General features: G+C 41.7%; 11 protein-coding genes. 9 read left to right on the forward strand and 2 right to left on the reverse strand.

Going from position 1 to position 23,133, the window contains the following annotated elements; all coding sequences use genetic code 11:
- Nucleotides 1–481: 481 nt before the first annotated feature.
- The gene (locus AACU25_RS30180; protein WP_096581983.1) at nucleotides 482–3,451 is read left to right on the forward strand and encodes a methyl-accepting chemotaxis protein; all 2,970 of its coding nucleotides are present in this window, start codon (nucleotides 482–484) and stop codon (nucleotides 3,449–3,451) included.
- Between the two features lie 564 nt (nucleotides 3,452–4,015).
- Nucleotides 4,016–6,988 (forward strand): tetratricopeptide repeat protein, encoded by a 2,973-nt coding sequence (locus AACU25_RS30185; protein ID WP_096581985.1) that lies wholly within the window; start codon nucleotides 4,016–4,018, stop codon nucleotides 6,986–6,988.
- A 310-nt stretch (nucleotides 6,989–7,298) separates the two neighbouring features.
- On the opposite strand, the gene AACU25_RS30190 is transcribed toward AACU25_RS30185, so the two are convergent.
- A complete protein-coding gene (locus AACU25_RS30190) occupies nucleotides 7,299–7,823 on the reverse strand; it encodes a COP23 domain-containing protein (RefSeq protein WP_321206804.1) in 525 nt (174 codons plus the stop codon).
- Between the two features lie 153 nt (nucleotides 7,824–7,976).
- Between AACU25_RS30190 and AACU25_RS30195 the strand changes: the two genes are divergently transcribed.
- From AACU25_RS30195 to AACU25_RS30225, 7 genes are all read left to right on the forward strand, one after another.
- On the forward strand, nucleotides 7,977–11,741 hold the full coding sequence (locus AACU25_RS30195; RefSeq protein WP_096581987.1) for a two-partner secretion domain-containing protein: 3,765 nt from the start codon (nucleotides 7,977–7,979) through the stop codon (nucleotides 11,739–11,741).
- 97 nt (nucleotides 11,742–11,838) lie between these two features.
- A complete protein-coding gene (locus AACU25_RS30200) occupies nucleotides 11,839–13,569 on the forward strand; it encodes a ShlB/FhaC/HecB family hemolysin secretion/activation protein (RefSeq protein WP_339382080.1) in 1,731 nt (576 codons plus the stop codon).
- 89 nt (nucleotides 13,570–13,658) lie between these two features.
- A complete protein-coding gene (locus AACU25_RS30205) occupies nucleotides 13,659–16,427 on the forward strand; it encodes a CHAT domain-containing protein (protein ID WP_096581989.1) in 2,769 nt (922 codons plus the stop codon).
- A gap of 187 nt (nucleotides 16,428–16,614) precedes the next feature.
- Nucleotides 16,615–17,427 (forward strand): uroporphyrinogen-III synthase, encoded by an 813-nt coding sequence (locus AACU25_RS30210; RefSeq protein ID WP_096584292.1) that lies wholly within the window; start codon nucleotides 16,615–16,617, stop codon nucleotides 17,425–17,427.
- Between the two features lie 328 nt (nucleotides 17,428–17,755).
- A complete protein-coding gene (locus tag AACU25_RS30215) occupies nucleotides 17,756–19,960 on the forward strand; it encodes a hypothetical protein (RefSeq protein WP_096581991.1) in 2,205 nt (734 codons plus the stop codon).
- Nucleotides 19,961–20,131: 171 nt separating this feature from the next.
- Nucleotides 20,132–22,255 carry a tetratricopeptide repeat protein gene (locus tag AACU25_RS30220; protein WP_096581993.1) on the forward strand — a complete coding sequence of 708 codons (2,124 nt, stop codon included), beginning with the start codon at nucleotides 20,132–20,134 and terminating at the stop codon, nucleotides 22,253–22,255.
- A gap of 43 nt (nucleotides 22,256–22,298) precedes the next feature.
- Nucleotides 22,299–22,421 carry a hypothetical protein gene (locus AACU25_RS30225; RefSeq protein WP_321206805.1) on the forward strand — a complete coding sequence of 41 codons (123 nt, stop codon included), beginning with the start codon at nucleotides 22,299–22,301 and terminating at the stop codon, nucleotides 22,419–22,421.
- Here the strand turns inward: AACU25_RS30225 and AACU25_RS30230 are convergent.
- Nucleotides 22,418–22,789: a hypothetical protein gene (locus AACU25_RS30230; protein WP_096581995.1), complete on the reverse strand. Its 372-nt coding sequence runs from the start codon at nucleotides 22,787–22,789 to the stop codon at nucleotides 22,418–22,420. The genes AACU25_RS30225 and AACU25_RS30230 overlap by 4 nt on opposite strands.
- Nucleotides 22,790–23,133 lie beyond the last annotated feature (344 nt).

The following is a 23,133-nucleotide window of genomic DNA, read 5'->3' on the forward strand; positions in this document are numbered from 1 at the left end:
CCCACACAGATTGTTTGAGCTTTTACCTGTTCCCTATTAATTACTATGTGTTTACCGAAATCAAGCTACTTGCTTGGGAATCAGGAACACAAAAGAAAGTTAGCACTAGGAAGATCTATCAGCAAGTATCCCGAAAATTGTAATTATGAGATATTGAGACTCAAAATCAAAATCCGGTAATCGCAGATAGAACACCTAAAGTAGTTACGAAGAAATGGGTAATAAATATTAGAAAAATATATTTTATTATCCCCAAGGTGCAAGGTAATGTTAACCTATCTACCACTCAATATCAGGGGTGATATCGTATCTACTTTTCTAGCTATCTTTTCCATAAAATAAATGAAAATTTATTAATTTCCAGTCACGATTTTAAAACCTGGCTTGAAGTTCAGTATTAAATATTAAATATTAATCTGACTGGATATTGATACTTGCATATTTTAGGGTAATTTCATTGACTGACAGGTGAAAATTTTTTATGAACAATAGGCTTCATGGCAACAATACTTTGACATCAGAGTATCAGCCATCATCTTTAAACCCACCCGTAAACCTTGAGCAGCAGAGTAATTACTCCCTAGGATTAGGAGCGCCAATTCCTCAACATCAACAGGCACAGCAAGGATTAATTAAGTCTTTATTCCAGCGATTTTATAATCTTTCTATTGGACGCAAACAACTGATTGCTTTAATAGCATCAGAATTAGTATCGATTGTCGGCATTAGTTTAGTTGGTCGATACTTAATTACGAGTAACTTACAAACTCTCTCACTTGAACAAGCCAAGTCAGAGTTAGCTGTTACAGATATTAATTACAATATCAAAATTAATCAGATGGGCTTTGGTTTCCGTGGTCAATCTGATAATCCAGCAATTATTCAAGCTGCGGTTTTGCATAGCTCAGGGCAAGGATTAACGCCAACATTAAAGCAAGAAGTTAAGCAAATTCTCTCCAACGAACTTAAAGCCAGAAAAATTGAATACGCCACCTTAGTGGGCAAAGATTTCAAAATTATTGTTAATGGCAATAATAATCGGGAAGGCGAGATTTTCAACCCCGATAATTTAGTGAATGAGGTATTAAATAATCCGCAACAAATTAAAGCCACAAGAATAGTTAATTGGGCAGAAATTAGCAAAGAATCACCTGTTTTACCAGAAGGTTTTAGTAACCAAAATGCCCTGATTCGCTATACTGTCACACCTGTCAAAAACTCCAAAACCCAAGAAGTCGTTGGGGCTTTAATTTCTGGAGACATTGTGAATGGCAAAGAACCCATTGTTAGAGGAACATTAAAAGCTACTGGTGGTGGCTATAGTGCGGTTTACCTACGCCAACCAACAGGTGAATTTTCTTTAGCCACAGCTTTAGATCAAGGCTCATCTAAAGATATTAATCAAGCACAAACAAATGTGCCATTACCCGCAACCGGGAAAAATTTCTTGGCAGCAGCAATATCAGCCAATGGTAGCCCAGTTACCGGCAGGATAAAAGTAGGTAACCAAACTTATACAATGGCAGCTAAAGCAGTGCCAAATAAAATCATTGAAACCAATGATGGTTTAGCTACTGTAGTAGATGAAAACTCGGTAGCAGTGTTAGTGCGAGGAACTCCAGAAACTGCCCTCAATCAATTGCTAGAAAATAGCTTTTGGGTAGAAGTTCTGACCATAGTTTTAGCATTATTAATCATATCGTTTTGGGCACTCGTATTTCGGCGCGGAATTGTCAAACCAATTCAGCATCTAGAGCAAACAGCTCAAAAATTCGCCACAGGCGATCGCACTGCTCGCTCTGAGATTTTTGCCACTGATGAAGTCGGGCAATTGGCTAACACTTTTAATCAAATGGCAGATAAGCTAACAGAACAAGCAATTCGCCAAGAAAATGAAGCCAACCTAGCACAAATAGTCAATGAAATTACCGCTCGCTTCCGGGGTACGCTCAACGCTAAAAAAATCCTCAATGTAGCAGTCAGCAGCACTAGAGAAGCCATCAAAGCTGATCGCGTCATTGTCTATCGCTTCAACGAAAATTGGGAAGGCACAATTATTGCCGAATCCGTGGGAGCTGATTGGCCATCCTCTTTAGGAGAACAAATTACCGATCCTTGTTTTGCCAGGGATTATGTTCAAAAATATCAAAGAGGCCGGGTGCAAGTGCTAGAAAATATCTATGCAGCCGGCTTGAGTGACTGTCACCTTGTGCAACTAGAAAGATTTGCAGTTAAAGCCAATTTAGTAGCACCAATTTTGATTGACAACAAACTCTATGGTTTGTTGATTGCTCACCAATGTTCTGGTTTCCGTGAATGGCATGATTTAGAAATTAATTTGTTAAAGCAGGTAGCAATTCCTATCGGCTATGCACTAGAGCAATCATCTCTCTTAGAACAAATCGACACATCACGTTCCCGCGCCGAATTAACTGCACTAGAACAACGCCAATACAACGAGGCTTTACAACAGCAAATCCTCACACTCCTCAGCGATATCGAAGGCGCATTCCAAGGAGATTTGACAGTGCGATCGGAAGTTACCTACGGAGAATTGGGAACAGTTGCAGACTTTTTCAACTCCATTGTCGAAAGTTTGCGTGTGATTGTGACAAAAGTGAAAGCCTCGGCTATACAGGTAAATACAGCCCTGGGTGACAACGAAGTAGCCATCCGTCAACTTGCGGATAAAGCCCTCAAACAAACAGATGATATCAGCCTCGGCTTAAATAGCATTCACCAAATGAAAGTTTCTATTGAAGCTGTAGCCGAAAATGCCCGACAAGCTGCGCTAGTGGCTCACAGAGCATCTTCTACGGCTCAACAAAATGGCGAGGCGATGGATTTAGCTGTACAAAACACCTTAAAATTGCGTTCTACAATTGGTGATACAGCGAAAAAAGTTAAGCGTTTGGGCGAATCTTCACAACAAATTTCCCATGTAGTCGCCTTGATTAACCAAATCGCTATGCAAACCAACTTTTTAGCCATCAATGCTGGTTTAGAAGCCACCAGATCAGGTACAGAAGGCGAAGGTTTTGCAATAATTGCTGAAGAAGTTGCTTCCCTAGCAGCCCGTTGCGCTGATGCTACCCAAGAAATTGAGCAGATAGTCAAGAAAATTCAACGGGAAACTACAGAAGTAGTGAAAGCGATGGAACAGGGAACTCAGCAGGTAGTAGAAGGCACTCACATTGTGGAAAATGCCAAAACCTCCCTAAATCAAATTCTCAATGTATCAGCACAAATTGATGAGTTAGTCCAGTCAATTTCTGCAGCCACAGCATCTCAGGTAGAAACATCGCAAGCAGTCAGCAAATTGATGCAGGACATTTCCAAAGTATCCGTACTGACTAGCAATGACTCGCGCAAAGTTTGCCAATCTCTACAACAGACTGTGGAAATTTCACAAGAATTACAAGCAACTGTAGAGATGTTCAAGGTCAATTAATCAACTTCACTCTAATTTTGGCTTGTCAACAGGTCATCCCTTACTAGAGATGACCTTTTACTATTTTGGTATAAACAGATTCCATTCCCAATACTGCTCGGTTAAGGATTTTATACTCGGAATTTGGTTTGGGGAAAAGGTGAAAGGTTAAGGGTTAAAGGTTTTTCTTGCCCCTTTTCCCCTTCCCCTTTCCCCCTTAACCGACAAGTATTGATTCCATTCCTAGTTGATGAAAAAAAATAGAAAAATTTTTTCTAAGACGCACCCGCAGCAGAAAAAAGTATCCTCATCAAATCCTCTAAATCTATATGGGGATTACCTGTATTACCCAATGCAAACATTTCCCTACATCAAGCAAGCAACACTGAGATAGCGGTAATATCCTCATGAAATTGCCGTGCAGAGACAGTAGCGGATTATAAAGAATTGGTATTAGCTCATCATTGATATATAGTCATAATTGCTACTCGAATGGTAAAATGTCCCTACAATATCAAGTAATCAAAGAAAAAGTTATTCTATTTCCCTATTTTCATGACTTAGCTTAAATATCCGCTCTTTTTTATGAAGCCCCTTGGTAAAGTTCTACAACAAGCTGACCTCATCTCATCAGCACAGATAGAGATCGCTCTTCAAGAGCAGACGCAGTATGCTGGCGTGAGGATCGGTGAGATTCTCGTCTCGCATGGATGGCTCAAACAAGAAACAGCTGATTTTTTCTCTGAGCAATGGCCTGCTGTATTGCAACAGCAAGCAAAACAGCCTTTGGGAGCGTATTTAAAAGATGCTGGTTTGTTAGATGAGCAGCAAATTGTCACTATCCTTGCAGAACAACCACATAAAGGATTGCGCTTTGGCGAATTAGCTATATTTAAGGGTTGGCTGAAACCAAATACAATCAAATTTTTTCTGGAGCATCTGGTTTTGGAAGCACAACAACAGGGAGAAGAATCCACAAATAGCTCTCCAGAGCAAATAGAGCGATCGCATTTGCCAGGAGAAGAAGCACAAAATAACCTGAACACCTCGAATTACGTTTCTCAATCAGGTTTAGATCCGCATTCGGCAGAGTCGGAATTTACAAGATTAAGATTGTTTAATCGCAGCACAATTAAATTATTCAAATTAGAAGAAAAAGCTGCTTCTCCAGAAGCAGTGCTGACAGAAGTGCTTTATTGGACTGATGGCCAGCCAATTCTTACCCAAAAGCTGTGTCGATTAATTGCCGAGTCCGACGATTTTATTGCCACAGGGAAAGAAGCGGCAAAAGTACAACAGCTAGTAGAAAACCGCTTGATTAACAATTGGGAAACGCAAGTAGCAGCTGAACATTTACAAACAATTCGCAACAGCATCCTCAAAAATCAGCAATGCAAACCTTCATTGTTGTTGCAACTGTACCAACAAATCTGGCAGCAAGGAGAAGTTGAGGCGCATAACTCTCCAGAACAAACTGAGCTTTTGCAGTTGCGATTAGTAGTGAAGCAAAATCACAAGCTCAGAGTTGCTAATCGCATTTACCAGTTGGTTTTTGATGATAACTGGATTCAGCAAGAATTAGCCAAATTAAAACTGTTTAGCCGTAGCACAATCAAATTATTTAAATTAGAAGAAAGAGCTAGCTGTCCTGATATTGTTTTAGCAGAAGTCCTATCTTGGACAGAGGGTCAGCCATTACTCACACAAAAAGTTTGTCAATTGCTGTCTGATTCCCAGGACTTTATTGCCCAAGGTGCAGAAGCCGAAAAAGTGCAACAGCTAGTACAAAGCCGCTTAATTAATAATTGGGAAACCAAAATAGCTGCGGAACATTTACAGAAAATTCGCGACAGCATCATCAAAAATCAGCAATCCAACCCTTTAGCACTGCTGGAATTTTACTTAAAAATTTGGCAACAGGGCGAGGTAGCCACCAATGACAGCCCAGAACAAACAGAACTCTTAAATTTGGGATTGATCGCCAAACAACATAGCAAACTGAAAGTTGCTAACCGCATTTACAAATCAGTGTTTGATGCCTATTGGATTAAACAAGAATCAGCTAAATTAAGACTGTTTAGTCTCAATACCATTAAATTATTTAATTTAGATGCTAAAGCCAGTTCCCCAACAGATTTGCTCGTTGAAGTCCTGTATTGGACAGATGCTCAACCAATTCTGACTGAAAAACTTTGCCGATTACTGTCAGAAACCGACACTTTTATTCCGGCTGGTGCAGAAGCCGCCAAAGTGCAACAGTTAGTCCAAACCCACTTAATTAATAATTGGGAAAATCAGATAGCATCTGAGCATTTACAAACAATTCGTGACAGCATTATTGCTAATCAGGAATTCGATCCCTTATCTTTATTAGAGCTATATCAACAAATTTGGCAACAAGGAGAAATCGTTGCTAATAATAGTCCAGAAGAGGCAGAACTCCTGAATTTGGGGTTAATAGTGCAACAGCACGATAAATTGAGAGTGGCGAATCGAATTTATCAATTAGTATTTGACCGCCAGTGGATAGAACGGGAATTAGAGAAAATTCTCCATCCCGCAATGGCAAAAACAGCTATATCCAATTCCACAGCCAATTCTACCGCCGCAGTTACGGCTTTGAGTGGTGCTAAAACTACCATTGCTTCTGAGCATCGGGGAGAGAAAAAATTATGGGCTTTACTAGGAATAGCAGCCTTGATGGTATGTGGTTCCGGCTTGATGTTGTTTGGGTTAAATGTCTTTAAGTGGTTAGAAGTAGAAACAATTTTTAAACGCGGTAATGATTTATTGCACCAAGGAGAGTATCAAGAAGCGATCGCCAAATACAACAAGCTGTTAAAAATTGATAGCAACTACTATCAATCTTGGACTAATCGGGGCTATGCTCTAGCAGGCATGAAAGATTACAAGCAAATGCTAGAATCTTGCACCACAGCCACAATTATTCAACCAAGCGCTGTTTATGCTTGGAATTGCCGTGGTGAAGCCCTATACAATCTCAAGCAATACGAACAAGCGATCGCAGCTTTTGATAAAGCCATTGCCCTTAACCCCAGAGATCCGGTTTTCTGGGTGAATAAAACTGACTCCCTTCTCGCACTCAAGCAACCAGAGGCAGCAATTACCGCCATTAGCCAAGCAATTGAGATGTTGAAAAAGCTGCAAGAAGCAGAGGGACAAGAATCTCATGCCAAAGAGTTATCAGTGGCCTTTAGTTATCAAGCTAAGGCATTTTCTCAAAAACAAGACCACCAAGCAGCACTGAACGCCTATGACCAAGCATTAAAGTATAATCCCCAATACTTTACAGCTTTGCGCGGTAAAGGCATCGCCCTACAAGGATTAAAACGAGACGATCAAGCGATCGGGCAATTTTATTTAATGCTAGAGCGTCCACAACTGAGCAATTCCCAAAAAGCCGAAACTTGGTATTACCTAGGCTTGAGCCTGTGTGAATTCAACCAACCAACAAAAGCGATCGCAGCTTTTGATCAAGCTTTAAAGCTGCAACCAAATTACGAAGCCGCAGAGCAAGGAAAGAGAAATTGCCGATAGCTTGGTGGTTTGACAGACAGGAGGGAGGAGGTAGAAGGGTTTCGCCGTATGAACGGCGCTTGCAATTGGGAGGAGTTTGAATCTTCTCCCAAGGGACTTCCAGAAATTAAATTATCCAGTGTTCAGAGCGAAGGCTGTATATAATATTCCTCCTCTGCTCCCTCTGCATCCTCTGCTCTCTCTCCTCCCCTGCTCAAGCGCGCGATTGATTATTTTTTATTTGGAAGTTCCCTGTAGTGATAGTTGTGCGAACCGTAAAAACAAAGACTAGTATTATTTTTGACTGCAAATTATCCAAGCCACAGGGAAATTATTTAAATGGCCACCAAGAAGGTTTGGTATCCGTATAAATACGGCTAATAGTTCGCACATCAGGAGCTTGTACTTGCTTAAAATCATTACCTAAAATTGCGTACAGAGCTTGAGAGGGGTTATCTGTAGGTTGGAAAGTAAATAAAAGCTGGGCACTGTAGTGATCACAACCAACACCTCTACGGGCTACAGCACACACGGTAGATTGACCATTGAGCTTGTCAGTTGTCAAATATTGAGCAGTGCCTTTGTCATAAACAGCCTGTAAATTTGTAGCTGCATTCTGACAGGTTTTTAGAGCATCTTTGTCAGAGAAATATTGGGGCAGAAATTTAAAAAGAGTGTGTTCTTTAGTAGTGCGTTCTTGAAGTAAAGTAACAACTACCGTAGGAGTACTGGCATCATTCTGACAGCTAACTTCTACTGTGCTAGTAGCTGTACTGGGTACTGAGAGAGCCGCTACTGCGCCTAAAGCCCAAAGCGGAACTGTTCCCATTGTCAACCAAGAGTGGTTTTTACTCATTTTTACTGACTTCCTTTCTTGACCGAAAATTACAGTTGCATATAGACTCAATATTATTATTTTTTTAGTTGAATTTACTGAAATTCAACCTAAAAAAAGCTTTAAGTAAATTTTAAGTAAAGTTTACGTGGGGTTTATTTTCCCCTGTAGAAAATGAAACAAGTTCCTCGCCAAATTCTGATTACCTGTAGTGTTTATCTATGCTCTTTATTTGCTGCTTACTCTGCCTCTGCACAAATTTCTTCAGATAGCAGCGTTGGTACCCAGGTGAATATTTCAGGTTCTGCTAGCAACATCTATGAAATTACTGGTGGTTCACAAGTAGGTAGCAACCTTTTTCACAGCTTTCGAGAATTTTCTGTACCCACTGGCGGCGAGGCTTTTTTCAATAACAATACAAATTTAAATAACATTACTAACATCATCAACCGCGTCACTGGCGGTTCAATTTCTAATATTGATGGTTTAATCAGAGAAAACTATGGTGCCAATTTCATTTTGATTAACCCTAGTGGAATTAATTTTGGTGCTAATGCCCAACTGAATATTGGTGGCTCTTTTTTAGCAAGTACGGCGGCAAGTGTCAAATTTGCTGATGGTGCAGAATTTGGTGCTACTAATATTGCCACTCCCCCGTTACTAACAGTTAGCGTGCCAGTGGGTTTGCAATTTGGGCAAAATCCCGCAGCTATTAGACTGCAAGGACAGGGGCATAATATCACACTGCAAAGTCCCATTTTCTCCCCCTTCACTAGAGGCACAACTAATGGCTTAAAAGTGAAACCTGGTAATACATTAGCTTTAGTCGGCGGAGGAATTATCTCTGAGGGTGGCACACTCATAGCTGAGGGCGGACGCATTGATTTAGGTAGCGTCGCGGGTGGTCTAGTCAGCCTCAATCCTAATGCTCAAGGCTGGAGTTTAGGCTATCAAGGTGTGAGCAATTTTGGGGATATTTCTTTATCTCAAAAAGCATTAGCTGATACTAGTGGCCCAGGTAGCGGCTCAATTCAGTTGCAGGGAAGAAATATTGGTATCCGCGACGGTTCAGTAGTATTAATTCAAACCCAAGGAGCAGAATCCGCTGGTAGCATCAATGTAAAAGCCACTGATTCCTTAACATTAGTGGGTACTACCACCGATGGGCAAATCTCTAGCAATTTATTTACCGAAACTCTAGACGCTGGTAAAAGCGGCGATATTAATGTTTTCACCCCCCGCTTAGTCATCCAAGATGGTGCTGCTATTTCTGCGGTTACCTACACGGCAGCTCCTGGTGGCAATATTAATATCAATGCCGATCAATCTGTGCAGGTAATTGGCTTTTCACCTTTTAACCTTAGCCGATTTACTAATATTACTGCCGCAACTTTTGGTGCTGGTGATGCTGGCAGACTCACAATCTCAACTACACAGTTGAGTGCTTTATCTGGCGGGACGATTACATCAGTAACTGTTGGTGGCACGGGTTCTGGTGGAAATTTAAATATAAATGCCGATAAATTAGTGGAGTTAATTGGTGTTGCACCAGGTGTTTTTACACCTAGTGCCATTTCTGCTGGCACTGCTGGCCCAGGTAAAGCAGGCAGTGTGGCAATTAATACCGAGCGTGTAGTCATCAAAGATGGCGGCAGAATAGATGCTTCCACCCTAGCAAGTGGCCCAGCTGGCAGCATTACCATTAATGCGAAAGAGTCAGTAGATTTGAGTGGTAAAGTCTCCGGCTCTGTGAATCCTAGTTTGATTATCTCCTCTGCAAATATTGTCGATCCAACTTTGCAACAGTTATTAAGGGTACCCCCTGTACCCAGTGGGGCATCAGGCGACGTAACAATTAACACGGGAAGATTCACCGTTACAGATGGGGCGCAGGCAACTGTGAGGAATGATGGTTCGGGGGATGCAGGGACGCTGCGAGTCAATGCTGACTCGATTTTGCTGAATAATCAAGGTGGTATTACCGCAGTCACTAGCGGGGGTAAGGGTGGCACAATTGATTTAAAAGTCAAAGATACTTTAGAGATGTCTGGTAGCAGCCAGATATCTAGCGATAATTTGGGTGCAGGAGCCGCCGGCAACTTAACGATTGATACAGGTAAATTAAAAATGAGCGATCGCTCGTTTTTCTCTGCACTTACCTATGGTGAAGGTAAGGGTGGAGACCTCAACATCCGTGCTGCTGATTCTATCGACATAGTAGGTACTGGATTTGCCGAGTTCCAAGGTACTTTTCAGGTGGGAGCTTTATTAGGAACGCTGAAACCCACCGATAGAGGCACTGGTATTTTTATTGGCTCTGTGGGTGCAGGTACTTCTGGTAACCTCAATCTAGAGACTCGCTCGCTCAAGATGCAGAATGGCGGCATTATCTTCAGTCCCACATTCACCTCAGGGGTAGGAGGAACTGTTAATATCCGCGCCAGCGATGTTGTAGATGTGAATGGTTCTGCTATTCAAACCGGAAATGTCCGTGGCAGTACTGGTACAGCGAGTGACATCATCATTGATACCAAGCAGTTAAGATTGCAAGATGGCGGTACAATTGTTAGTCCTACCTTAGGCAATGGTGCAGGTGGGGATGTATTGATCAAAGCCAGTGATTCTGTGCAAATAGAGAGAACGCCACCCGGTGCGGCATTGTTAACAGGTATCTACACTAACACTACCTTTGGTACAGGGCAGGGCGGCGACCTGCGAATTGATACAGGCAAACTATTTGTCCAAGATGGCGTAATTGGTAGTAATACAGGCAGTTCCTTACCATTTGGTGTGATTCCCTTTGGTGGCACTGGGGGTAATGTCATAGTTAATGCCACTGACTCTGTAGAAATTGCTGGTATTCTACCTGATGCGAGATTTCCTAGCGGTTTGGGTACTACAGGGTTTAGTGCCTCTCGCTCCGGCGACTTGACGATTTCTACCAAGAAACTGATTCTGCGCGATGGAGCAGATGCATCAACTGCTACCTTGGGTGCAGGAAAGGGGGGAACCTTAACTGTCAACGCTTCAGAGTCAATTGAACTTAGCGGTACCAAAGTCGGCGATTTAGTGCTTGGGGGTATCTCAGCGGCAGCGGGACGTGCTAACTTACCCGAACTGCCAGCGACAGGTGCGTCTGGTGATGTCAGGATATCTACTGGCAAACTGATTGTCAGAGATGGTGCCAAAATTGACGTACAAAGTTTAGGGCCAGGCAATGCAGGTAATATGCAAGTTGTCGCTAACTCCATCTTTTTAGATAATCAAGGCACTATATCTGCAACCACTACATCTGGTGAAGGTGGCAACATCAACCTGCAAACTAGAACTTTGCTGATGCGTCATAACAGCCAGATATCTGCTACCGCAGGTGGCAGTGGTAATGGGGGTAACATTACCATTACTGGCTTTAGTCCAGCTAACTTTGTGGCGCTACTAGAAGGTAGTAAAATTACCGCCGATGCTTTCCAGGGTAGGGGAGGAAACATCAGCATTAACACTAGAGGTTTATTTACCTGTCCAGAATGCCAGATTAGTGCCAGTTCCGCACTGGGGGTAGCTGGTGAAATCAAAATTATTACACCAGAAGCAGAAAGTAACTTTGAAATTGTGGATATTCCCCAAGAAGTAGCGCAACCAGAACAGGTGGTAGCACAAGCTTGTCGAGCCACAGCCAGACAAGCACGGAGTGAATTTACTATTACCGGACGTGGCGGATTACCACCCCGTCCTAGCGAAGCCCTCAGTAGTGGAGCTTTAGTCAGTTTTGAACCTGCTGTTCCTAGCACCGCTACAGAGGTAAATCGTACCGCCCAGCTACCAGAGCCAGCGCGTGGTTGGTATGTGAACAGCCAAGGAGTATTAGTTCTCGCCAGTCAAGCACCATCTGCTAGTCCCTATAGTTCTGGATTACCTTCATCTAACTGCCATGCAAATTAAAGAAATAGGGGGAAAAGGGAAAGGGAAAAAGGGGAAAGGGATTGAATTACCGATGTTGTTTCCATTGATCTCAGGTAGTGCGTCATTGAATGCGAGTGTGAGGAGACCGAAATTTTCTTGGTCTCCGTATCTTTCTTTGATGGTGCTGGTGACTCTACTAAATCAGACAAACGCTGTGCGGGGACAAACAATTAATCCTGTAACACCGCAGCCGCCAGAACTACCGCCACCCCAGCCTCTACCGCCGACAACTGCACCGATTCAAATACCGCCAACAGCGCCACCATCACCCGATGAAGTGCGTGATATTCCCGGGAATATCACAGTAAAACAGTTTGAGTTTGTCGGCAATACGGCATTTAGCCAAGCAGAATTAAATCAGGCGATCGCAGATTTTACCAATAAACCCATCGCCTTTGCTCAACTCTTACAAGCGGCGAATCAAATCACCCAACTATATGTCCAAAAGGGTTACATTACCTCTGGTGCTTACATCCCTAGTCAAGAATTCCGTTCTGGAATCATTAAAATTCAGGTGGTAGAGGGCAGTTTAGAAGATATTCAAGTTAACGTCACTAAAGGACGGTTGAACCCAGATTATATTCGCAGTCGAATTGCTTTAGGCGCAAAAAAACCGCTGAATATCAATCAGTTACAGGAGGCTTTGCAAATATTGCAACTCAATCCTTTAATTGAGAGTTTGGATGCGGAATTAACCGCTGGTACTAGGCCGGGTGTGAATTCTTTGGCGGTAAATGTCAAGGGTGCCAGAACTTTTAATGCCCAAGTTAACCTCAATAATAATCGCAACCCTAGCGTCGGCAGTTTTGAGCGTGGTATTACTTTATCAGAAGCTAACCTGCTGGGAATAGGAGATAAGTTGAGTGTTTCCTATAGTAATACAGATGGTAGTAATCAATATGAAGGTGGCTATACTGTACCTATCAATGCTCGCAATGGCACGATTGGCTTTAACTACCGCATCACAGACAATCGCATCGTGGAACCGCCATTCAATGATTTGGATATTGAAGTCAATTCGCGGGAATTTGAACTAACTTATCGTCAACCCGTCATCCAAAGGGCGACACCAGAATTCAGTCAAGAACTGACACTTAGTTTCTCAGCCGCTAGAAGGGAAAGTTTTTCTTCGATTCAAGGTGTCAAATTTCCCTTATTTCCTGGTGCTAACGATCAAGGAGAAACACGGTTAACTGAATTAAGTTTTGCTCAAGAATGGTTACAACGCAGCCGTAAAGAGGTATTAGCTGCGCGTTCCGAGTTTAACGTTGGGATTGGGGCTTTTGATGCCACGATTAATAACAACGAACCAGATAGTAGATATTTCCTCTGGCGGGGACAACTGATATATTTACGGCTCCTCGGTACACCCTCAACCCAAGGTGCGATCGCTCCCACATTATTGTTGCGTTCTAATTTGCAATTAGCAACTGAATCGCTGCTTTCCATTGAACAATTTAGTTTAGGTGGACAAGGAACAGTACGCGGTTATCGCCAAGATACCTTACTCAGCGATAACGGCATTTTCGCATCCGCCGAATTGCGTTTACCCGTCGCCCGTTTCCCAGAAGTCCAAGGAACTTTGCAATTAGCCCCATTTATTGATGTCGGTACTGTATGGAATACAGGCAGAGAAAACCCCAGCCCCAACACACTCGCAGGCTTAGGATTAGGCTTACTCTGGCAAATGGGCGATCAATTCACAGCCCGCCTCGATTGGGGAATTCCTCTAGTGAGTATTGATACCGACAAGCGCACATGGCAAGACAATGGGTTGTATTTTCAATTGGAGTATAAAGCGTTTTAAAGGGTAATTGGTAATGGGTAATTGGTAATGGAAAAAACATCAAATGACAAATAACAAATGACAAATGACAAATAACAAATAACAAAACTATGTTTTATAAAAAATATCGTCGTTTATTGGTTTTTATACTTTCGGCTTTATTGGGACTTTTATCTAGTTTGAGTATTCCTGCTTGGTCAAATTCTAGTAGTCAACAAGTTAGGAATTCCCAAGAATCAGAAAAATTATCGACTCCCCAATTACCAATTACCAATTACCAATTACCAATTACCCAATCCCCAGCTCTAGACCTAGCTCGAGAAGGTCAACAACGCTACAATGCGGGACAATTAGAAGCAGCAGCGAAGTTATGGCAAAGGGCGGCTGAGGCTTATCAAAAAGCGGGCGATCGCGAGGGGATGAGTAAGAGTCTGATTAATAAGTCTCAGGCTTTGCAAGATTTGGGGCTTTATCCCACTGCTTGTAAGACTGTATTGCAAGCTTTAGCGATAAAAAACCCAGCTTGTAGCCCTAATCAAATTGACGAAGTTCAAAAAACCTTTGCTCAACAACAAGGTTCTTTGTCTCTCACTCAAGGAATTGGTTTACATAGCCTGGGTGATATTCTTCGCAAGCAGGGATTATTACAACAGTCACAAGAAATTTTGCAGTTGAGTCTGTCTGCAATGGGAGAATCACCTGCAAAAAGTGGGGTGCTGCTGAGTTTAGGAAATACTCAACGCCTGTTAGGAAACCAAAGCCGCGATCGCTGGGATTATGACGCAGTTACGGAAATTATCGATCGCAAATCTCTGGCGGATGCACTAGCACCTTACCAGCAAGCTTTTAACTACTATAGTCAAGGGGCAAAATTAGCATCAGCACCAGCAATTCCTAAAATTCAGGCTCAACTGAATCACTTTCAATTATTACTAGATATTCAAAAATGGTGGGGCGAACAGACGCAACGCCGTATCGCTTCTTGGACGAGATTTAATGAAGCTGATTTGATTCAACGGGCGCAAGATTTTCTCTCGCAGTTGCAGTCACAGTTAAACCAAGATGCACAAGCTTTGCAAGGTGAAATTGCATCGCAATTGGGTAATCTTTCTCCCAGTCGTGCTGCAATTTATGCCCAAATTAACTTTGCCGAATCTTTGATGCAAAGCGAACAATTAGACAAAGTTGAACCAGTATTAAGTACTGCACTGCAACAGGCGCGTAATCTCCAAGATAGGCAAGCTGAAAGTTACGCTTTGGGCTACTTGGGTAAACTGTATCAAAAGCAAGGAAAATTCAGCCAGGCTACAACACTTACCCAGCAAGCGCTGATGTTAGCCCAAGAACAAAATATTAATGGTGATGCGCGGGAAGTTACCTATCTTTGGCAATCGCAGTTAGGGAGATTATTACGCAAGCAAGGAGATTCTAAAGGTGCGATCGCAGCTTACACCGCCGCTTTTAGTACTTTGCAATCTCTGCGTAGCGATTTAAATGCTAACAACCAAGATGTGCAGTTTGACTTTATCCAAGAAGTCAAACCTGTTTATGTGGAATTAGTAGATTTGCTTTTGCAATCTAATCTCAGCGCTGAAGAATTAAATTCCCTCATTGTCTCCAATGCAGGTCTTAAAGAGCAAAAATCAACCACTAAACAACCCCAAGAACGGTTAGAATTAGCCCGCAGAGTTATAGAATCTTTGCAACTAGCAGAACTCGATAACTTCTTTCAAGACCCTTGTTCAGAAACTACAAATGTGGCGGTACAAATTGATAATATTGACCCCCACGCAGCTGTTATTTATCCTATAGTTTTGCCTGACCGATTGGAAGTAATCGCTTCGCTGCCGGGTAAATCTTTGCAGGAAGTAAAAATTCCTATCAGCGAACAAAAAGTTAATGAAACTCTTGATAGGCTTTACGACAATTTAGACAACGCCAGTATCAATACTTCGGCGCGCAATATTGTCTTTACTTCTAACCCAGACCCCAAGGAATTTCAAGATAATCTGCAGACCTTGTTACCGATATTTGGTGAAGTTTATAACTGGCTAATTAAACCTTTTGAAGCAGAATTAGACAGTAACAAAATCCAAACTTTAGTATTTGTCTTAAATGGCAGATTGCAACGAGTACCAATAGCTGCCCTTTACAACGGACAAAATTATTTAATTGAGAAATATAGTGTAGCCTTGGTTCCTAGTTTGCAATTAATTAATCCAAAACAATTGCAAAGAAGACCACTAAAAGTATTAGCCGCAGGAGTGAGCGAGCAACTGAAAGTTCAAGGAGAATATTTTGCTGCATTGGTGAACGTTCCCAAGGAATTAGACCAAATTAAACAAACATTTCCTAGTTCTAAAAAACTGCTGAATCAAGAATTCACTGCCAAAACTATTCAAAAGCAATTGCAAGCAAATTTTCCTGTAGTTCATCTCGCAACTCATGGTTTGTTTAGTTCTAATCCCCAACGGAATTTTATTATTACAGGGGATGCCAAAAGTATCAGTATTAATGAGTTAAGTACCTTGTTGCGGGGACAAGATAGGGCTGTGGAATTACTCGTGCTGAGTGCTTGTGAAACTGCAACTGGCGATGAACGAGCAGTATTAGGTTTAGCGGGAATGGCGGTACGTTCTGGGGCACGTAGTACACTAGCAACTCTATGGCCTGTAGGCGATGCTTCCACTACCAAACTCATGGGTCAATTTTACCAAGACCTCAAACAACCAGGAGTAAAACAAGCAGACGCACTCAGAAACGCCCAGCGATCGCTGTTAGAATCTTTGAAGCAAAATCCACCGTTCCCTCAGTTAAAGAATTTACCACCGCATCCTTATTATTGGGCACCTTACGTTTTGGTGGGGAATTGGCAGTAGGGATTGGGGACTGGGGATTGGGGACTGGGGATTGGGGACTGGGGATTGGGTAAGGGGTAAGGGGTAAGGGGGGATGAAGGAGATGAGGAAGCAGGGGAAGCAGGGGAGAAATTTCTATTACCCATTACCAAACACCAAACACCAAACACCAAACACCAAACACCAAACACCAAACACCCAATTACCAATGACAAATGACAAAAAATTGCCTTTATATGGCAAAAGAATATTGGTGACAGCGCCGAGGAATTATGCTTCTAGGTTGTCGGAGGTAATCATCAAAAAAGGTGGATTACCTTTTTTGATGCCAACTATCGAAACTACTTCACTCACAGATTACGCTGAGTTAGATGCTGTTTTGAGGCGGATAGATGAATTTGATTGGATTGCATTTACTAGTAGAAATGGAATTAATGCATTTTTTCAACGCTTGAATGTTTTGAATATTTCTCTATCAGCGCTGAATAATTGCAAACTTTGTGCGATTGGTAAAGATGCAGAATTATTATTATCTCTTTGTCGCAGAGTTGATTTAATTCCGGCAGAATCTAGCCCAGTCGGGATTGTCAATGAATTAGCAAAAATTGCTGATATTCATCAGCAAAAAATTCTAGCACCAGTTCCAGAAGTAGTGGGAATGCCAGAACCGGATGTTGTGCCTAATTTTATTGCAGGGTTGCAAAAATTAGGTATGCAAGTAACTCGCGTACCTAGTTATATGACTGCTGGTTTAGATCAAAATATTTATGCTGTGGAATTAGATTTACTGCGTCAAGGAATGATCGATGTAATTGCTTTTAGCAGTACGGTAGAAATAGAAAGCTTTTTAACAATGGTTAACTCAAAATCTGATTATCAGCATTCTGTAATTGCTTGTTTTGGCCCTTATACTGCTGCTAATGCGAAAAAATTAGGTTTAGAAGTTGCCATATTGTCACAAGACTATAGCTCATTTGCAGGTTTCGCAGATGCGATCGCACAATTTTTTCACAAGCCCTAATTCTCTCGAGGATGCGTTACGCTAGCGTGGATGCGTTAGGGATTTCCAAATAAAAAAACATCCCAGTATTTATTGTGGGGTGGACATCTTGTCCGCCCAGTTTATGTGGCGGGCAAGATGCCCGCCCCACAAGATGGAATAATTTATTTCTTGGAAATCCCTTACGCTAGTGCGGATGCGTTACGCTACCGCTAACGCATCCTACGTGAAATTTCCCCTTCCCCCTTCCCCATTACCCATTACCCATTACCCATTACCATCACCCCTTCCCCTTAATCATTCCCATCGAGAAATTCAATAATTTGCACAGATGAACTTTTGAGGAAAAGTGGATGAGCTTGTTGTAGTAAGTCCTGAAGCATTAAACCAAATACCTCAAATTATGACATCTACAGTGCAAATTGGCTCAGAACTTTGCCAGGCAGTTATTTACGAGAAAATTAATGATGCTAGTTATGATGCACAGCAATTAATCAGGGTTCAGCAGTATGAGCAAGCGCTGAATATATACAATCAAATCCTTAGTAAGATTCCCCTCCTCTCTAGCCGCGAACAACGGGAATATGTAATTGTCAGTCTGATTGCGGATGAACAGAATATTTTTCAACCCTTAACTCAACTCCCGCGTGCAGAACAAGATAAGTGGGTTGAGTGGTTGGGGAAAGCACAGGAATATGTGCTGAGTTTAGCTGAAACTGCTAGTTTCGCCATTTCTCAACAGTTATACCAATTGGCGGAAGCTTATTACATTCTCGGGAGAAACGAACAGGTGGCGATCGCAATGCAACAAGCCACCACAGCAGCGCTGCAAATCGCCGATCCTGGCTTTCGCGCTAATGAATTTATTCAAATAGCCAGATTTTGCCTGCAATTCCAACAACAAGCTGAAGCTCAACAAGCATTATCTCAAGCTTTGGCAGCGGTGGAACAAATGCCGAGCGATAATCCCTACGCTCAAGGGGATTATTTATACTCGATTGCTACACTGTATATTCAATTAAGTGAAGCAAGACGCGCTTTGTCATTAGCTGACAAAATTATTAATGAATTTTATCCTAATTACATTCGCCAAGAAGTTGTACGTGATGCTATTAAACGCGGAGATTTACATTTAGCTCAAGCTGTTACACCGAAAATTCAAGGCGCTGAAAGTCAAGCACTCGCCTTAGTAGATATGGCAGTTTATTGGGCAACTAATAATCAACCTCGATTAGGTAATCGCCTGTTTGCCCAAGCTTTAAAACGAGTTGCTAAAGAAGAATACGCACAAAACATCCAATCAAGACTGATTCAAATTTACAGTAAAACAGGTCAATTAACTATCAGCTTGAATGCGGCTCAAAGACTGACTCAGGATGAAGCAAAGGCGCTGGCTTTGGGTGCAATTATGGTTGCTTATGCGAAAGCTAAACAACCGCAGCAGGTACAAAAAATTCTTGCCCAACTTACCGATTTAATTCAATCGGCAGTCGCAGTTAATAATGTTGGTTACGTCAACAATATATTGCAATTTGCTGTAGATGCAAGACAGTATAATTTGGCGATCGCAATTTTAAATGCGGTGAAGAATAACGCCAACTTTGACTCAAAACCTTATTGGTATCGGCAAGTTGTCTCAGCACAGCTAGCATTGCCAGATATAGATAAAGCACTACAATTAACAAAGCAGATTCCTGGTAAGTTTTGGCCAGAAGAACGCAATATCAGCTTACAAGAAATTGCCATCGCTTATGCCAATGCTCAACAATGGAATCGAGCTATTGATGTGCTGACACAAATTGAAAATTCCGCTTTTACTCCCTATCAAGTATTAACAGGGGCAGAATTAGCAGTAATTGCACCTTCACCGATACAATTCACCAGCTTGATTCAAAAAGCAATTGCACAAACACAAGCCTTAAAACAGGTTGAACTAAAAGCCTGGGCGTTAGCTGCGATCGCCCAAGCTTATCTACGTGCAGGGTATGCAGAACAAACACAATCTTTCCTAGAAAAAGCGATTCAAACAGCGCAGCAGGTAGAAGATAACGAAATGCGCGGTCGTTTGTTTGACCAAATAATCAATTATTTAATTCAACAAAGACAATACACTGCAGCTTTGACCATAGCGCAAGCTCATCCTGTTGCTTATGGGCAAGGGTTAACTTACTATAATATTTTCCAGCAAGCGCTTTCATCGTACGCTTTTGATGTGGCGTTGCAAGTAGTGGAATTAGAAACAGTACCCGATATACTAGCCACAAAATTATTAGCGATCGCAAAAACTTATATGCAACTGGGGCGCAATGAAGATGCAATTACATTACTCGATCGCGCTTTTGTAGTAGCTCAAAAAATTGCCGACCCAGAAAGTCGTGTTGTTCAGATTACCGAATATATGGAAGTAAATGATGAGAACGATCGCGGTAGTCAATACACCCACTTAGTGAAGCAATATGTTGCTTTAGAACACCCAGATAAAGCTCAACAAGTAGTTGCAAAAGTTGAGGAAGCATCTCTGCGCGATTACCTGCAAGCTTGGATTGATTGTTAAGTATGAAAGTGCTGAGTGCTGAGTAACAATCCCATTGAGTATTTTATGTAGGATGCGTTAGCGCTAGCATAACGCATCCGCCTCAAAGCTGTTCGTGTGTTACTGAAATTTTCTCAGAAATCAAATTGAATTCCTATATCAGGATTAATTTTGAATTTGGAGTGAAGCAATATGACATCTAATATTCAAATTTCCCCAGAAGTTTACCAAAAAGTTATTGCTGATAAAATTAATGAAACTATTCCGCAAGCAAGTTATTTAGTGCGTACCCAGATTTATGACCAAGCACTGAAAAAATATCATCAAATTATTAATCATATTGCACTCCTCAGCAACAGCGAACAACGCTCATATTGGCTTTCCTATCTCTTGGGCTATGATGACATTGTCAATCTACTTAAACCTTTAGTTAAACTAACACCTCAAGAACAAGATAGGTGGATTGAGTGGCTAGAGCAAGTTCAGCAATCTGTGCTGAATTTCCATGAATATCCTAGAGCAATTACCCAAGATTTAAAACAACTGGCAAAAGTTTATCAAAATTTGGGACGAAGCGAGCTAGTGGAAATCGCCATGCAAAAAGCCACTACAGCAGCGCTACAAATTCCCGATCCCACAACTCGCACCGAACAATTAATTCAATTAGTATCTGTTTGGCTAGAATCTCAACAAAAAGCCAAAGCCCAAGAATTACTCACCCAAGCTTTGACCTCTGCAGAACAAATTTCCAATGAAGAACCTTATACCCGCAGTAATTTCCTGAGTTCAATTGCAATACTGTATATTCAAATGGGTGAACCAAAACGCGCTATAGCATTAGCCGAAAAAGTTGCCAATGAATATTCTCCTGAGTCAATTATTATAGAAGTTGTACGTGATGCAATTAAACGAGAAGATTTGCATTTAGCCCAGGCTGCCATCCCTAAAATTCAAACAGTAGAATTTCAAGCTTTTTGCTTAGGAGAAATAGCAGTTTATTGGGCAACTCATAATCAACCCCGGCTGGGTAATCGCCTGTTTGCTCAAGCAATGAAGCAGGTAGCCAAACGAGAGGCTGCTGAAAGCCATCAAGCAAACCTGATTCAAACTTACAGCAAATCAGGTCAGCTAACCATTCTGCTGAATGCAATTCAAAGACTAACTAATGATGGACTAAAGAGTTCAGTATTGGCTTCACTTGCTATTGTTTACGCCCAAGCCAAACAACCCCAGCAGCTACAACAGATTTTAGCACAAATTCAGCGTTTAAAGGATGGGGAAGCCATACTATTAAGTACTGCTATAAATGTACAAGAATATAATTTAGCGATCGCCCTATTCAAGAAAATTAAGAACCACGGCAACTTTGTCTATCAATCTGGTTTGTATCAACAAATAGTGCAAGCACTGCTGCGATTGCAAAATCTCGATCAAGCGCTGGAAGTAGCTAAACAAGCCAATGGTGATTTGTGGACAGAAGAACGCAATTTGATGTTGAAAGAAATTGCACTTGCCTATGCGGATAATCAACAATGGAGTCAAGCCATTGCAGTAGCTAAACTAGTTAAAAATACCTTACTCAAACCATATCAGGTATTAACGCAAGCAGAACTCGCAGCAAAAGCACCGACAATCGCAGAATTTACCAGCTTAATTCAGCCTGCAATTGCACAAGCACAAACCCTAACAGCAATTGAGCATCAAGCTTTATCATTAGCTGCGATCGCACAAGCATATCTGCGTACAGGAGAAACAGAACAGACAGAATCTTTCTTGCAACAAGCAATCCAAATTCTCCAGCAAGTACAAGATGATGAAAATCGCTCTCGTCTATTCGCTCAAACTGTAGAATATTTAATGAGCCAAAAACAATATATAGCTGCTTTCAAAATTGCTCAGGCTCATTCAAATTCTCAGCTATTAGAATACTTATATAATACGATCTACTATGAAATCAATGTTAACAACAACATTGAGATTGCATTGCCAGTGGTAGAAGCAGAATCGCTACCAGATAGACAAGCTACAACACTGCTAGAACTAGCCAGAATTTATGCTTTACAGCAACGTCCTCAAGATGCTCTTGCATACCTTGATCGCGCTTTTGTAGTAGCGCAACAAATCGCTGATCCAGAAAGCCGCACAATTACTCGTTACGAGAATTCACCAGAACCCGATTATAACGATCGCCGTAGTCAATACACCCGCTTAGTGAAGCAATATGTTGCTTTAGAACAACAGGAGAAAGCTCAACAAGTAGTTGCAAAAGTTCAGGAAACATCTCTGCGCGATTACTTGCAAGCTTGGATTAATTAGACTTCTTGCAGAAGTTGGGGAAAGGGGAAGGGGGAAATGGGAAATGGAGAAAGGTTTGGTATTTTCCCTTTCCCCTTTAACCTTTCCCCTTTCCCCACCCTTTGCAATTGATATGTATAAGGGCGATCGCATCCTCACTCAAAATGCGATCGCCATTATTAATTAACTTGTAACTACTGGCTTTCTGCGGCTGGGACGCTTACGATCTGATTTTTTCTTCAATCCCACCGCTTGCGCTTGATCGCTATCCGAGCCATATTGCCCACGTACAGCTTCTTTCATCGCTAATATTGTATTGTGGAATTCCCATTCTGCTAATCTGGCAGCATCAGCAGCAGCACGGTATAAAGTTAGCTTCTCGTTTTCTGCTTGTTGCTGTGCCAACATAGCTTGATAAGCTTGCTGAATGTTTGCAATAGAAGCATCAGCACGGGATGTATCGTAAGTGCCAATGGTTTGCAAACCATGCAAGGAAGTAACATCTTGACTAATAACTTGAGGACGCAAACGGTTTGTTGTATTTTGTACAGCCATAGATAGTTAAGTAATAAACTATATATTTAATGTGCCCATGACAACAAAAAACTTATCAGTAATAAAAAATTTTCGTGAACAGAAGATTCAATAAGCTTGGCTAACGCTTGCAAGCCTCTGTATTGACATAACAGCCTGGCGTTTTAATATAACAGCCTGGCGTTTTAACATAACAGCCCGACGTTTTAACATAACAGCCCGGCGTTTTAACATAACAGCCCGGCGTTTTAACATAACAGCCCGGCGTTTTAATATAACAGCCTGGCGTTTTAATATAACAGCCCCTTGCAGGATGTTGTGTCTTAAGTAGCTTCCTGTGATGTAACAAAACGGTTAAATTGTAA

The sequence above is a fragment of the Tolypothrix tenuis PCC 7101 genome (assembly GCF_963874875.1).
GTDB lineage: Bacteria > Cyanobacteriota > Cyanobacteriia > Cyanobacteriales > Nostocaceae > Aulosira > Aulosira tenue.